Consider the following 13,221-nt stretch of genomic DNA (forward strand, 5'->3'; position numbering starts at 1 on the left):
CTCTTGCTTTATTTCTGCGCTTCTTTCAGCTCGCGGCGCAGGATTTTGCCGACATTCGATTTGGGCAGTTCGTCGCGGAATTCGATGTCTTTGGGCACTTTGTAGGCGGTCAGCTCGGTGCGGCAGAAGGCGGTGAGTTCTTCTTTGGTGAGGCTGGGGTCTTTTTTTACGACGAACACTTTGAGGGCTTCGCCGGTTTTGTCGCTGGGCACGCCGATGCAGGCCACTTCCAGCACTTTGTCGTTGTGGGCGATGACTTCTTCGATTTCGTTGGGGTAAACGTTGAAGCCGGATACGACGATGAGGTCTTTTTTGCGGTCGACCAGTTTGAACCAGCCTTTTTCGTCCATGACGGCGATGTCGCCGGTTTCGAGGAAGCCGCGCGGGTCGATGGCTTTGGCGGTTTCTTCGGGTCTGTTCCAATAGCCCTGCATCACCTGCGGGCCTTTCACCCACATTTCGCCCGGCTGCCCCTGCGGCACGGTGTTGCCCTCTGAGTCGCGCAGTTCGATTTCGGTGGAGGGGATGGGCAGGCCGATGCCGCCGCTGTATGTTTCGATGTTCAAGGGGTTGCAGCAGACGCCGGGGCTGGCTTCGGTGAGGCCGTAGGCTTCGACGATGGGGGTGCCGGTGATGCGTTTCCATTTTTCGGCCACGGCCTGCTGGGTGGCCATGCCGCCGCCGAGGGTGAGGCGCAGGTTGTTGAAATCAAGTTCGGCGAAGGCGGGGTTGTTGACGAGGCTGTTGAAGAGGGTGTTCACGCCGACAAAGACGCTGACGCGCTCTTTTTTCATGTCGCCGAGAAAGGCTTTCATGTCGCGTGGGTTGGTGATGAGGACGATTTTGGAACCGGCGTCGGTGAAGATCATTAGGTTTACGGTGAGGGCGAAAATGTGGTAGAGGGGCAGGGCGGCGATGACGGTTTCTTCGCCCTGGCGCAGGCGGTTTTTGATCCATTCGGCCGCCTGCATCATGTTGGCGCAGATGTTGCCATGGCTGAGCACCGCGCCTTTGGCCACGCCGGTGGTGCCGCCGGTGTATTGTAAAAAGGCGGTGTCGGAGCGGGTGAGTTCCACTTTTTGGAAGGGCTGCGCCGCGCCTTGTTTCATGGCCGTCTGAAAGGGGATGGCGTTTTTGATGTGGTAGGCGGGCACCATTTTTTTGATTTTGCGCACCACAAAATTGATGATGCCGCCTTTGATTGCGCCGAACATGTCGCCGACGGAGGCGACGATGACGTGTTTGACTTGGGTGTTCGGCAGCACGGCTTGGAGGGTGGCGGCGAAGTTTTCCAGTACGACGATGACGGACGCGCCGCTGTCTTTGAGCTGGTGTTCGAGTTCGCGCGGGGTGTAGAGCGGGTTGGTGTTGACGACCACCATGCCCGCCTGCAACGCGCCGAACAGGACGACGGGGTATTGCAGCAGGTTGGGCAGCATGATGGCGATGCGCTCGCCGCGCGGCAGTTTGAGCACGTTTTGCAGGTAGGAGGCGAAGTCGGCGATGAGCTTGGCGGTTTCGGCGTAGGTGAGCGTTTTGCCCATGTTTTGAAAGGCGGGCTTGGTGGCGAATTTGGCCGCGCTTTGGGCGAATACGTCGGTGATGGATTTGTAGCGGGTGATGTCGATTTCGGCGTTGATGCCGGGTTCGTAGCTGTTGAGCCAGGGTTTTTCCATGTCGGGTCTTTCTTGGTGTTTTGAAAAACAGGGTTGAGGCCGTCTGAAAACCTTTTTTCAGACGGCCTCACTGTTTATGCCGCCGCCGCGCCGCTTTCGGGTATTTTCAGGCCGAGCAGGCGGATTTGGGCTTTGTTGTCGAGCTCTTTCACGGTGATTTGGAAGCCGTCGATGAGGATGCGGTCGCCCGCCACGGGCATGTCGCCGAAGTGGCGGCGGAAGAGTTCGTCCAGCCGCAGGCCGCGTTCGGCTTCGTCCACCGGCAGGCCGTACACTTCGGCCAGGTCGCCCACTATTGTGTCGGGGTTGAGGTTGAACGCGCCGAAGAAGTTGCGCTCGGCGGTGTCGGCGGCGGCAAACTGCTTGGCGAAGTCGTCGCCGAGTTTTTCGTCGAGGATGTACCACACGATGTCGCCCGCCTGCATCTGGGTGCTGGGCTGCACGTTTACCGTCTGCCCGCCGCGTATCAGCGCGAAGATTTGGCCGTCTGAAAAACGGTCGCGCGTCATCGCCGAAGGATGGCTGCCCGCCGCCTCCGAGCCGTCCTCCACTTTGAACGACTGCAAACTCACCGCCAGCTTGTCGGCCAGCCAGATTTCGCGCTGTGCCAAAGGCTCGGGGCGCGGCGGCAGCACCACTTTGAGCACGCGGGCGAAGAAGGGGATGGTGGTACCCTGGATCAGCAGCGACAGAATCACCACGGCAAAGGCCACGTCGAACAGCATCAGCGCGTCGGGCACGCCTTCCATCAGCGGGGCGATCGCCAGCGTGATCGGCACCGCGCCGCGCAGGCCGACCCAGCTGATGTAGGCCACTTCGCGCGGTTTGTAGCGGAAGAATTTGAGCGAGGTCCACACCGCGATCGGGCGGGCGACGAGTATCAGGAAGGCGGCGATGACCACGGCGTGCAGGCCGTTTTCCAACAGCCGCGCGGGGCTGACCAAAAGGCCGAGCACCAAAAACATCGATGCCTGCGCCAGCCAGGCCAGGCCGTCCATCACGTTTAAAACGTGTTCGGTGGAGCTGTTGCGCGAGTTGCCGATAAACACGCCGGCCAGATACACGGCCAGAAAGCCGCTGCCGCCCAAAAGATTGGCGGTGGCGAATACCAGCAGCCCGCCCGAGGCGATCAGGATGGCATACAGCCCCTCGGCCAGGCGGATGCGTTCGAGCATACGCGCCAAAACCTTGCCCGCCAGATAGCCCAAAAGAAGCCCCAGCCCGAGCTGGCGCGCCAGCAGCGTCAGCATGGAGGAAAACCCCGTTTCGGCGGGGTTCATAATCAGACCGATCAGCGCGCTCACCAGCAGGATGGCCATCGGGTCGTTGCAGCCGCTTTCCAGTTCCAGCGTGGCGAGGATGCGCGAATTGAGGCGCACGCCGCTGCTGCGCATCAGGGAAAACACCGCCGCCGCGTCGGTCGAGCCGACAATCGCCGCCATCAAAAGCCCCATGCGCCAGTCGATATGGAGGAAGAAGGTGGTGAACGCGCCCAGCAGGGCGACGGTGGCAATCACGCCCCAGCTGGCCAGCACGGCGGCCGGTTTGAGCGCGAGGCGGAAGCTGTCGAACTTGGTGCGCAGGCCGCCGTCGAGCAGAATCACCGCCAGCGCAAGCTGGCCGATCATATTGGCGGCGGCGAAATTGTCGAAATGGATGCCGCCCAAACCCTCGTCGCCCGCCAGCATGCCCACGCCGAGGAACACCAACAGCAGCGGCATGCCGAAACGGGTGGACACGCGCGAGGCGACGACGCTGATAAACAGCAAAAGGGCGATGATCAGGAAAAAAGTATTGACGGATGACTCCACGGACGGGCTTTCTGCGGTTGCGGGTTATCGGGCGTGTCGGCAATTAAATTTGCAGCGGATTTCGCGGCAAAAAAACGGGCGGATTCTAGCACATGAATACGCACTATCAGCTATCGAGGCCGTCTGAAAACATCACGGCAGGTGTTTTCAGAAACGTCATCTCCGTGCAGGCGGGGACGGCCTCTGCGTTTATTCGGGGTCGGGATCGTCGCTAAACGCATGGGCGCGGAATATCGGAATGAAGCCGTACAGATAAAGCGCAAACGCCGCCATCGCCAGCGCGGCGGGAACTGTGATTAAAAACAGCGGATGATACGCCGACAGCACGGCGCGGCTGAGCGCGGCGGCGGCCAAACAGGCAAACGCGGCGCGGGCGGAGGCGGGGTAATCGAGGCGGGCAAACCCGCTGTGGCGCAGGCCGGCAGTGAGAAAAACCAGCATGATGGCACCGCACATCGCGCCGAGGGTAATCAGGTGCAGCGGCGCGCCCTGCCCCCTGCCGAGCAGCGTGTTCGCGCCCAGCCACAGATAACCCGCAGCGGCGGCAAGCTGGATGAGGTAGTAAAACGCCACATAATGTTTGCGCAGCAGTTCCCAATGGTGCAGCTCGCGCAGTTTCGCCAAAATCACAAAGCCGACGGCCAAAGCCATAAACCCTACCGCCTCGGGCGGCAGCCGCAACTCGGCGGCGGCATACAGCAGCAGAAACAAGATGGCCATGTTTTTATAGACAAAATTGGGGATGAACACCGGGTCTTTCAGACGGCATGATTTGAGTGCCTCCGCGCCCAAAACCACGCTCACGCGGAAAGACACCAGCATCACGGCGGCGATGTTGAGATGAACCAGCGTGCGCAAAAAACGCCAATCTGCGGTGCAGGCAAAGGTCGTCTGAACGAGGGCAAACAGCAAAAGCAGCAGCAGGATGGCGAACTGATCGGTATTGCGCCCGCGCCATGCCAGCCAAGTGCAGAACGAAAACAGAATTGCCCAAGCCGCCGCCACGGCAAACGCAGCCGCCTGCGGGAAAAACGGCAGTGCAAGGGCGGCAAAGGCCAGCGGCGCGGCGAGCGTGAAAGCGATGGTTTTCAGACGGCCTTTATAGTCTGTCCAGTCTGGAAATGCGGTTAACAAAAAACCGCTGTACGCGCACACCGGCAAAAGCTGCAAAAACACCAAGCGGTGAAACACCACCACATCGCTGCGCAGGAAAAACGCCGCCGCGCCGAATACCACCGCCGCTGCCGCCGCCGTGAAAAACGGGCGCATGGGATGAGTGAAAAATTGACCGGTATTCAATTTAAAACCTTTGCGACATTTCCGGCAAAAGGCCGGTAAAAAATGCCGTCATTCCCGCGCAGGCGGAAATCTTGGCGGACGGCAGGCCATATTTTGCAACACACGCCATCGTTAAAATGCTGACAAGATTCCCGCCTGCGCGGGAATGACGACACTGGGGAAACCCCAAATCTATCAAACTATTCATAATATCGAATCCCGCCAAATTCCCGTGCCACGGCGGCTTCTTCGTAGGCCGAACCGCGCACCGACAGCGGCTCGGGCAGCAGAATGGTTTTTTCCACGCCCATGCCTTTGGGGGCAAGCAGCAGGATTTCGCGGCTCAAACGCGCGGCCTCGAAACGGTCGTGCGTTACCAGCAAACAAGCCCAGCCTTCGCGCTCGATTTTTTCCGCCAGCATGGCCGCCAGAATATCGCGCAAATCCCTGTCCAGCCCCACAAAAGGCTCATCGAGCAAAGCCAAATCGCAGCCGCACAGCATCAGCCGCAAAAACGCCACCCGTTTGGCCATACCGCCTGAGAGTTCGGCCGGATATTTGTGCAGATCGCCCGCCGTGAGGCCGACTTTTTCCGCCAGTGCAACGATTTCACCTTCATTGGCACGCTCCATAAACACTGCGATATTCTGCATCGCCGTGAGGTTGTCCAACAGGCGGTTTTCCTGAAACAGAAAACCCGTTTTGCGGAACGTGTTTTCCAAGCGGCCGGATTTGGGCGTTTCCAGCCCCGCCACCAGCCGCAGCACCGTGGTTTTGCCGCAGCCGCTGGGGCCGAACAGCGTTTTCACTTCGCCCGCAGCGAGCGTGAGCGAAAAATCGCGCACCACCGCGTCGCGCAGAATCTCAAAGCGCAGATGTTCGATTGCCAGCATCAGCGTCTCCACGGCATAAACAGAATTTCCAAAGGCTTGATGATCAGATAGTCGAACAAGGCGACAAACGCAATCACCAGCACCACATAAGCCATCACGGCGGATGTTTCCAGCATCGCCCGCGCATCGGCAATCCGCGCCCCGATGCCCTCGCTTGCGCCCAAAAGCTCGGCCATAATCACCACCTTCACCCCCATCGCCACCGCCACGCCGATGCTCGAAATCAGATAGCCCGTGAGGTGCGGCAGATAGAGATAACGGATTTTTTTCAGACGGCCTAAACGGTAGGCGTCAAACAGCTCTTCGTTTTTCTTGTCCACGCTCGCCATCCCCACCGCCGCGCTTGCAAACGTGAGCGGCGCAACCAGCACAATCACGGCAAACAGCACGCTCGGATTGCCGAAACCGAACCAAAACAAAGCCATCACCACCCAAATAATCGGCGGCATCGCCAGCAGCACCGTCATCAGCGGTTTGAGCAAGGCCATCGCCGTTTTAAACCGCCCAGCCGCCAGCCCCGCCGCCACGCCCGACACCAGCGCAATCCCGATGCCCGCCGCCGCCCGCCACAGCGACACGCCGATTTCGGCGGTTTGAAACTGTTTGAGCAAATCCCAAGCGTGCGCAAACACTTCCGAGGGCGCAGGCAGCATAAACGCGCCGAACACCGCACTGCCCCACGCCCACAATGCCACCGCCGCCATCGCCACGCCCAAGCCCGCAAAGCCGCTCCAAAGGTAGTCGGCAATGTAAAACAACACAGGCTGCGGCTTGCGGATTTTGTCGGTTTTGATCATGGCGGTTTGGTTTTTCGGGATACAGGCCGTCTGAAAGTGCGGCTTTGGCAAAGTCGGAAACAGTTTCAGACGGCCTCTCAGTTTATTCGGACAGGATTCTGTGGACGGCTTTGGCGATAAATGCTTCGTAATCGTTGCATATCAGGCCGATGCCGAAAGACGCGGCAACGGGCGCGGTGCGTAGGGTCAGTCCGTCGTTTTGCGCCAGCTTGAGGTACCGCCGCACATAGTCGTCTTTGTCGGCCGGTGCGTCGGTTTCGGGTAGATCGATAATGTAAAGCAGCGTTTTTGCGGGCGGGTGCACCCATGCCGAGTTGTTGTCGTACGACAGCTTCTGGTATTTGTCCAAATGACGGGCATTGAAGGTTTCCCATTTGCTGAATCCGCCGTTGTTTTTGTAATACGGCAGCCTGGACGGAATGATGAAAATCTGGAAATAGGGAATGCGCCTGCTTTGGATATTGGCGGTTTCGCCAAGCATGTTTTCAAAGTAGTTGTTGGCGTTTTGCGCGTAGTTCTGCATCACGAACTTGACGGCGATGCCTGCCACAGCGCGGTTTTGGCTGTCTGTTACGGTAATATCCACATTTTTGTCGATATACCGCCCTTCGATCTGCCCCTCTTTGCCGTTGCCGTAGCCAAGCGACTGTACGGTGTAATCCGCGCCCAGCCGTGCGGCCAAATCTGCGGCTATCGCGCCGTGCAGGATTTTCAGTTTTTCATTGCTGCGCGAATGGGTTTGCAGGAATTTGACAAACGATGCCTGTAAAACGCCCAGAAAACGATTGTTGTCCATTGCCGTTTCTTTCTCTTGATTTATTTAAAACAATGCGCTCTGCGCTGCGGGTGCGAAAATTGGGAACTCTTTGATTTGTTTGGTGGAAACCGATTTGTAGCCGCCGGAGAAATCTTTACCGGTAAGGCGCACATAGTGAAAGAACTCGGGCGAGGAAAGGGTGTCGGCCAACAGCTGCCAGTCGCTGTGCTCAGACTTGGCGGCAATCAGAATACCCGAATAAACGCAGACTTTCTCCGGCAGCCTGAAAAACCGTATTTGATCGTAAACCAGTGTGCTCAATACGGTTTTTTCTTTGTCTGCGCTTTGGATGCCCTGGCTGCGTCCGAATTCGTACCATGCGGTTCTGTCGTCCAAATCGCGTTTCAACAGTTCTTCTTTATGGCTTGCCAGATAGGTGTAGCCCAAAGGGAAACGTGAAGCCAGCTCGTCTTCGGTGTAGGGCGTCTGCCGTCCGTTTGCGCTTTTGTAATAAGGGAAAACAATCCGCTCGGCTTCGTCGTGCAGGCTGCCTTTGTAGCGCGATCCTTTGACGATTGGGCGCAGGAGGGCGGTTTCGACGATCGCGCCGTTGAAGTCGGATGTGCCGTCGCCCCGGTCTGCCGCGCGGCCGATGAAGATTTTGTCGCGCAGGGTGGCAAAGCCGTATTGGATGTCGAAAAAGTCGCCGAGCCGTGCGTTTTTGCCGTCGGCAAGCCGCTGCAAAAACCGGCTGCTTTCGGGGGCGGACAACGCCCAGCGGGTGCTGTCGAGCGTGGCAAAAGGGATGCGGTTGACGGTTTTCAGACGGCCTGCCTCATACTCGGCGTAATCAAAGCATTCGGCATTTTTCCGTGCGAAGTCCATTATGGTAATCGCGGTGTAGGTGGAAAAGCCCGCGAACACTTTTTCCGCTTTCAGGTCGCACAGCGTTTTCAGGCTGCCCTGTTGCCGCAAAAAGGCGCGGAAACGGCGGTAGGAGGTGTTGTAGAGAAAGCTGTTGGGTGTGATGAAACCGAGTTTGCCGTCGGGTTTGAGCATAGCAAACGCCGTCTCGAAAAACACGGGATACATATCGGTTGTGCCGACGGCAAATTGGAAATGCCGTTTGATAAACCGGCGGGTGTCTTCGGGCAAGTTGTGGACGCGGACATAGGGCGGGTTGCCGATCACCCAGTCAAATGTCTGCGGGTAGTTTGCGTAAAGATGCAGGGTATCGCCGTGCATGATTTGCCATTGCACGCGAACGCTGCCGAGTGTTTCGGAAACTATTTTATCTAATCTCGCCAAGCATTTGTGCCACATGTCTTCGTCGATTTCAATGCCGAAGATATATTTTGACAAGTCGGCGGCGGTTTGCTCCGGCGTCATACGCGCTTCTTTGGCGGCGGCGATATAGCGGCGCACGATTTCGGTTAGAAATGCACCGTCGCCGCAGGAAGGCTCCATGACAAAGCGGCCTAAAACCGCACAGCCCGAGTATCCGCACGCATCCAAAATGGCGCAGACGATGTGATGCGGCGTGAGCACCTGTCCGAGTGTTTTAGCTTTGTCCATATTCTTGCTTTCAGACGGCCACGGCGGCTTTGATGTGCGGGTGCGGGTCGTAGCCGGTGAGTGTGAAGTCGTCAAATGTGAAGGCGGAAATGTCGCGAACGGCGGGATTCAGCGTCATTTTCGGCAGGGTTCGCGGTTCGCGGGTGAGTTGCAGCTTGGCCTGCTCGAAGTGGTTGCGGTAGAGATGGGCGTCGCCGAGGGTGTGGACGAATTCGCCCGCTTGCAGGCCGCATACTTGGGCGGCCATCATGGTTAGGAGGGCGTAGCTGGCGATGTTGAAGGGCACGCCGAGGAAGATGTCGGCGCTGCGCTGGTAGAGCTGGCAGGAAAGTTTGCCGTCGGCCACGTAAAACTGGAACAGGGCGTGGCAGGGGGGCAGCGCCATTTCGTCCACGAGGGCGGGATTCCAGGCGGAAACAATCAGGCGGCGGCTGTCGGGATTGGCTTTAATCTGCGCGATTACGTTGGCGATTTGGTCGATGTGGCGGCCGTCGGGGGCGGGCCAGGAACGCCACTGGTAGCCGTACACGGGGCCGAGTTCGCCATTTTCGTCGGCCCATTCGTCCCAGATGCTTACTTGGTTTTCGTGCAGGTAGCGGATGTTGGTGTCGCCGCGCAGAAACCACAGCAGTTCGTGGATGATGGAGCGCAGGTGGAGCTTTTTGGTGGTTAGGAGCGGGAAGCCGTCCTGCAAATCGAAGCGCATCTGGTGGCCGAACACGGAGCGGGTGCCGGTGCCGGTGCGGTCGGATTTGTCGGTGCCGCTGTCGAGGACGCGGCGCATCAGGTCGAGGTATTGGCGCATGTTTTTCCTGTTTGTGTTGCCTGTGTTGAGGCCGTCTGAAAGGTTTCAGACGGCCTTTTGCGGGGTTTACCAATAGGTAACGAATTGTTCCAAATTGGTGTTTTTTTCTTCTTTCGGGAAGCTGTGCTGCGCGGTGCCGACCATGATGAAGCCGATGATGCGGTCTTTTTCGCCGCAGCCCATTTCTGCGCGCAAGACGGGGCTGCCGCACCACAGGCCGGTGATCCAGACGTTGTCGTAGCCCAGCGCGTTGGCGGCAAGCTGCACGGCGTAGGCGGCTGCACCCGCGCTGAGCAGCTGCTCCCATTCGGGCTTGGGTTTTTCCGCGCCGACGGCAATTTTGGAGATGACGGCGATGGCCATCGGCGCGAAGTCGGCGACTTTTTCCGCTTTTTTCATGCTCTCGTCGCCCAGCTTCATTTGGACGACGGTTTCTTCAAGGGCGCGGCGGAAACGCGCTTTGGCTGCGTCGCCGTGGATCACGACGAACCGCCACGGGGTGAGGCCGCCGTGGTCGGGCACTTGGGTGGCGGATTGGAAGATGGTTTCCAGTTCGAGTTCGTCGGGGGCGGGGGCGGTGAGTTCGCGCACGGAGCGGCGGGTGGTGAGGAGGTCGAGTGCGTCCATCGGGTGTCCTTTCGGGTTGGGGGCTGCCGGAAAACGGTTTTTGGCTGCGCCGAAACTGCGTTTTCAGACGGCCTGCGGGTGAAAACAGGCGCAATTATAGTGAAGCGCGGCGGGGAACGGCCATTTTCTCTTGGCGGTTTTTGCTGCGGGGAAACCGAAAGCGGGAGCGGATGCGGTTTGCGGGCGGCGGCGCGTTTGCCGCCTTGCGGGATTCGGACAGGCCGTCTGAAAACCCTTAATGCCGTTTTGGCTGCGCCGAAGCGGTGCTTTCGGAAACGTCATCCCCGCGTAGGCGGGGACGGTTTCTTTATGTTTTTCAGACGGCCTCCAAACCGCGTGCGTGGCAGAGCCGCACACCCTACATAAGCGGAGGCCGTCTGAAAATCCCCCCGCGACACGTTTTTGGCTGCGCCGAAGCTGCGCTTTCAGACGGCCTCTGCCGTGTCTGCCCTGCGGCCGGCTTTTTCCACTTCGCGCCACGCCCGCATAATCAGTTCGGGGTCGTTGTCTTTTAACAGTTCCGCGTCGGAGAGCATGCGCCGCCACTGGCGCGCGCCGTTCAGGCCGTGCATCAGGCCGAGGCAGTGGCGGGTGATGTGGCGCAGGATGCTGCCGCGCCCGTCGGCCAGCCGTTCGGCGGCGTAGTCGCGCAGACGCTCTGCCAGTTCGGCGTATACGGCGGGTTCGCGCGTGTCGCCGTAAAACAGCCTGTCCCAGTCGCGCATCAGCATGGGGTTGTGGTAGCACTCGCGCCCGACCATCACGCCGTCGGTGTGTTGCAGATGCAGGGCGGCTTCGGCGTTGGTTTTTATGCCGCCGTTAAGGACGATTTGCAGCGCGGGAAACTCGCGTTTGAGGCGGTAGACATAATCGTATTTCAGGGGCGGCACGTCGCGGTTTTCCTTGGGCGAGAGGCCGTCAAGCCAGGCGTTGCGGGCGTGGACGATGAAGACGGTGCAGGCGGTTTTTTCCGAGAGCGTGCCGACGAAATCGGCCAGCGGCTGATAGTCGGTCTGCCGGTCGATGCCGATGCGGTGCTTGACGGTAACGGCGCAGTCGGGCGCGGCGTCCTGCATGGCGTTGAGGCAGTCGGCCACCAGCGCAACCTCGTTCATCAGGCACGCGCCGAACGCGCCTTTCTGCACGCGCGGGCTGGGGCAGCCGCAGTTGAGGTTGATTTCGTCGTAGCCCCACGCCGCCGCTTCGGCCGCCGCTTTGGCCAGCAGCGCGGGTTCGCTGCCGCCCAGTTGCAGGGCGACGGGGTTTTCGCAGTCGTTTTTCAGCAGGAAACGCGCCGCGTCGCCGTGTACCACCGCGCCGGCGTTGACCATTTCGGTGTACAAGAGGGCGTGGCGGCTGATTTGGCGGGCGAGGAAGCGGAAGTGGCGGTCGGTCCAGTCGAGCATGGGGGCGACGGAAAGGCGGCGGGGGAGGGTGTCGGGGGTGGTTTTTTCTGTTGGCGGCATGGGACGGGAAAGCAGTTGGGCGGGCGGCGGATTGTACCGAAAGCGGGGCGGTTGGTAAAAAGCGGCGGTTTGGCGCGTGTGTCGGCGGCGGACAAGTTCAAAGGCCGTCTGAAAGGTTTTCAGACGGCCTTTTGGGCTTACTCTTTGTGGTTTTTGCGGTAGTAGTCCCATTCGTCCACCACGCTGCCGTCGCTCAGGCGGCACATGCCGTATTCGTTGCCCTGTTCGTCTTTGCGCACTTCGGATTTGCCGCCCTGCTGTTCGCAGAAGACGGAGGCGGGGTTGGCCATGCCGACCATCGCGCCTTCGGGCTGCCCGACGGGTTTTTCCGCAGGGGCGGCGCAGGCGGCGAGGGCTGCGGCTGCGGCGAGGGTGCAGAGGGTTGTTGCGTTTTTCATATTTGTGCCTTTCTCTGTTGGCGGTTAGTCGGGTTTACGGGGCTGTTTGCATTTGGTTTATGAAGCGGATTTTGCGTCATAAAACGGCAGATGCAAGACGCAAACCGCAGCAAGGTTGGACACTTTGCGAGGATTTGCAACGCGGCAGATGCCGTTTTAGGGCGCAAAAGCAGCCGTAAACCAAATGCCGACAGACCCTAGCGGCGGCTGCGGAAGAATGCCTGCAAGAGGGTGCGGCTTTCTTCGGCCATGATGCCGCCGAATACGGCGGTGTGGGCGTTGAGACGGGTGTCTGCAAAGAGGTTGCACACGCTGCCGGCCGCGCCGCTTTTGGGCTCGGCGGCGGCGAAGATAACACGTTTTATCCGCGCCTGCATCAGGGCGGAGGCGCACATGGGGCAGGGTTCGAGGGTGATGTAGGCGTCGCAGCTGTCGAGGCGCGGGGTGCCGAGGCTTTGTCCGGCGGCGGTGAGGGCGAGGATTTCGGCGTGGGCGGCGACGCTGTTTTGCGCGGCGCAGGCGTTGTGTGCGGCGGCAAGGATTTGTCCGTCGCGGACGATGAGTGCGCCGACGGGGACTTCGTTTTCGGCGGCGGCCTGCCGCGCTTTATCGAGGGCGGCGGCCATGAGGCGGGCGGCCTGGTCGGGCGGCGGGGGGAGGGCGGCGGGGGGGTGGTGTTTGAGGGTGTGGAGCAGGGTGGCTTTGTCGGGGGCAGGCAGTTGGTGTGCCGAAATGCCTGCTTCGGCGGCGGCCAGCTGCCAGAGGGTGCTGCGGGTGATGGTGAGGCCGGCGGCTTTGAGCAGGAGGAAGGCAGTGGCCGCGCCAGTTCGGCGCAGGTCGCTGCGGCTGCGGATGCCGAGGCTGTGCAGGGCGCGCAGGACGGAGGGGGCGAGGGGCGGGGTGGTGAGCATGGCTGGCGGTTGGGGTTTTTAACTTCGTTGAAGCTGTGCTTTCAGACGGCCTGTGGGGCTTTGAGGCCGTCTGAAAACGGGGTTGCGGGGTTTTTCTGCTGTTTGCGCGGCAGGCGGGAGCGGGAATGCGTGCGTCGCCTCGAGGCGGCACACTCTAGGGTCTGTTGACATTCAGCTTGCAAAGCGGTTTTTTGAGGAAAAATCCGCGTATGCGAGGAAAAAAGCGC

Annotated in this window: 12 protein-coding genes; all 12 read right to left on the minus strand. The window is 59.9% G+C overall.

All coding sequences use genetic code 11. From position 1 onward, the window contains the following. Window positions 1–8: 8 nt before the first annotated feature. On the minus strand, window positions 9–1,676 hold the full coding sequence (locus H3L91_RS06510) for an AMP-binding protein (protein ID WP_007342833.1): 1,668 nt from the start codon (window positions 1,674–1,676) through the stop codon (window positions 9–11). A 74-nt stretch (window positions 1,677–1,750) separates the two neighbouring features. Continuing rightward, a complete protein-coding gene (locus H3L91_RS06515) occupies window positions 1,751–3,487 on the minus strand; it encodes a potassium/proton antiporter (RefSeq protein ID WP_007342834.1) in 1,737 nt (578 codons plus the stop codon). 189 nt (window positions 3,488–3,676) lie between these two features. Next, entirely contained in the window at window positions 3,677–4,786 is a 1,110-nt protein-coding gene (locus tag H3L91_RS06520; RefSeq protein ID WP_007342837.1) for an NnrS family protein, read from the minus strand. A gap of 179 nt (window positions 4,787–4,965) precedes the next feature. Continuing rightward, window positions 4,966–5,658, minus strand: a complete 693-nt coding sequence (locus H3L91_RS06525; protein WP_007342838.1) for an ATP-binding cassette domain-containing protein — start codon at window positions 5,656–5,658, stop codon at window positions 4,966–4,968. Then, a complete protein-coding gene (locus H3L91_RS06530; RefSeq protein ID WP_007342839.1) occupies window positions 5,658–6,455 on the minus strand; it encodes an ABC transporter permease in 798 nt (265 codons plus the stop codon). Before H3L91_RS06530 ends, H3L91_RS06525 begins: the two co-directional genes overlap by 1 nt. Before the next feature lie 82 nt (window positions 6,456–6,537). Further along, window positions 6,538–7,251 carry a hypothetical protein gene (locus H3L91_RS06535; protein ID WP_007342840.1) on the minus strand — a complete coding sequence of 238 codons (714 nt, stop codon included), beginning with the start codon at window positions 7,249–7,251 and terminating at the stop codon, window positions 6,538–6,540. Window positions 7,252–7,275: 24 nt separating this feature from the next. Then, entirely contained in the window at window positions 7,276–8,787 is a 1,512-nt protein-coding gene (locus H3L91_RS06540) for an HsdM family class I SAM-dependent methyltransferase (protein WP_007342841.1), read from the minus strand. A gap of 10 nt (window positions 8,788–8,797) precedes the next feature. Beyond that, window positions 8,798–9,592 (minus strand): thymidylate synthase, encoded by a 795-nt coding sequence (locus H3L91_RS06545; protein WP_007342842.1) that lies wholly within the window; start codon window positions 9,590–9,592, stop codon window positions 8,798–8,800. 66 nt (window positions 9,593–9,658) lie between these two features. Next, window positions 9,659–10,219, minus strand: a complete 561-nt coding sequence (locus tag H3L91_RS06550) for a nitroreductase family protein (protein ID WP_007342843.1) — start codon at window positions 10,217–10,219, stop codon at window positions 9,659–9,661. A gap of 425 nt (window positions 10,220–10,644) precedes the next feature. Continuing rightward, a complete protein-coding gene (gene dusA, locus H3L91_RS06555) occupies window positions 10,645–11,685 on the minus strand; it encodes a tRNA dihydrouridine(20/20a) synthase DusA (RefSeq protein WP_007342845.1) in 1,041 nt (346 codons plus the stop codon). A 137-nt stretch (window positions 11,686–11,822) separates the two neighbouring features. Beyond that, window positions 11,823–12,083 carry a putative hemolysin gene (locus H3L91_RS06560; RefSeq protein WP_007342846.1) on the minus strand — a complete coding sequence of 87 codons (261 nt, stop codon included), beginning with the start codon at window positions 12,081–12,083 and terminating at the stop codon, window positions 11,823–11,825. 197 nt (window positions 12,084–12,280) lie between these two features. Next, window positions 12,281–12,994 carry a tRNA-specific adenosine deaminase gene (locus H3L91_RS06565; RefSeq protein WP_182109805.1) on the minus strand — a complete coding sequence of 238 codons (714 nt, stop codon included), beginning with the start codon at window positions 12,992–12,994 and terminating at the stop codon, window positions 12,281–12,283. Window positions 12,995–13,221 lie beyond the last annotated feature (227 nt).

The sequence above is a fragment of the Neisseria bacilliformis genome (assembly GCF_014055025.1).
In the GTDB taxonomy this organism is placed as follows: domain Bacteria; phylum Pseudomonadota; class Gammaproteobacteria; order Burkholderiales; family Neisseriaceae; genus Neisseria; species Neisseria bacilliformis.

Coding starts and splice junctions, on each gene's coding strand:
- H3L91_RS06530 (WP_007342839.1), bottom strand. CDS start 6,455: ATGATCAAAACCGACAAAATCCGCAAGCCGCAGCCTGTGTTGTTTTAC.
- H3L91_RS06560 (WP_007342846.1), bottom strand. CDS start 12,083: ATGAAAAACGCAACAACCCTCTGCACCCTCGCCGCAGCCGCAGCCCTC.
- dusA (WP_007342845.1), bottom strand. CDS start 11,685: ATGCCGCCAACAGAAAAAACCACCCCCGACACCCTCCCCCGCCGCCTT.
- H3L91_RS06565 (WP_182109805.1), bottom strand. CDS start 12,994: ATGCTCACCACCCCGCCCCTCGCCCCCTCCGTCCTGCGCGCCCTGCAC.
- H3L91_RS06535 (WP_007342840.1), bottom strand. CDS start 7,251: ATGGACAACAATCGTTTTCTGGGCGTTTTACAGGCATCGTTTGTCAAA.
- H3L91_RS06510 (WP_007342833.1), bottom strand. CDS start 1,676: ATGGAAAAACCCTGGCTCAACAGCTACGAACCCGGCATCAACGCCGAA.
- H3L91_RS06550 (WP_007342843.1), bottom strand. CDS start 10,219: ATGGACGCACTCGACCTCCTCACCACCCGCCGCTCCGTGCGCGAACTC.
- H3L91_RS06540 (WP_007342841.1), bottom strand. CDS start 8,787: ATGGACAAAGCTAAAACACTCGGACAGGTGCTCACGCCGCATCACATC.
- H3L91_RS06525 (WP_007342838.1), bottom strand. CDS start 5,658: ATGCTGGCAATCGAACATCTGCGCTTTGAGATTCTGCGCGACGCGGTG.
- H3L91_RS06545 (WP_007342842.1), bottom strand. CDS start 9,592: ATGCGCCAATACCTCGACCTGATGCGCCGCGTCCTCGACAGCGGCACC.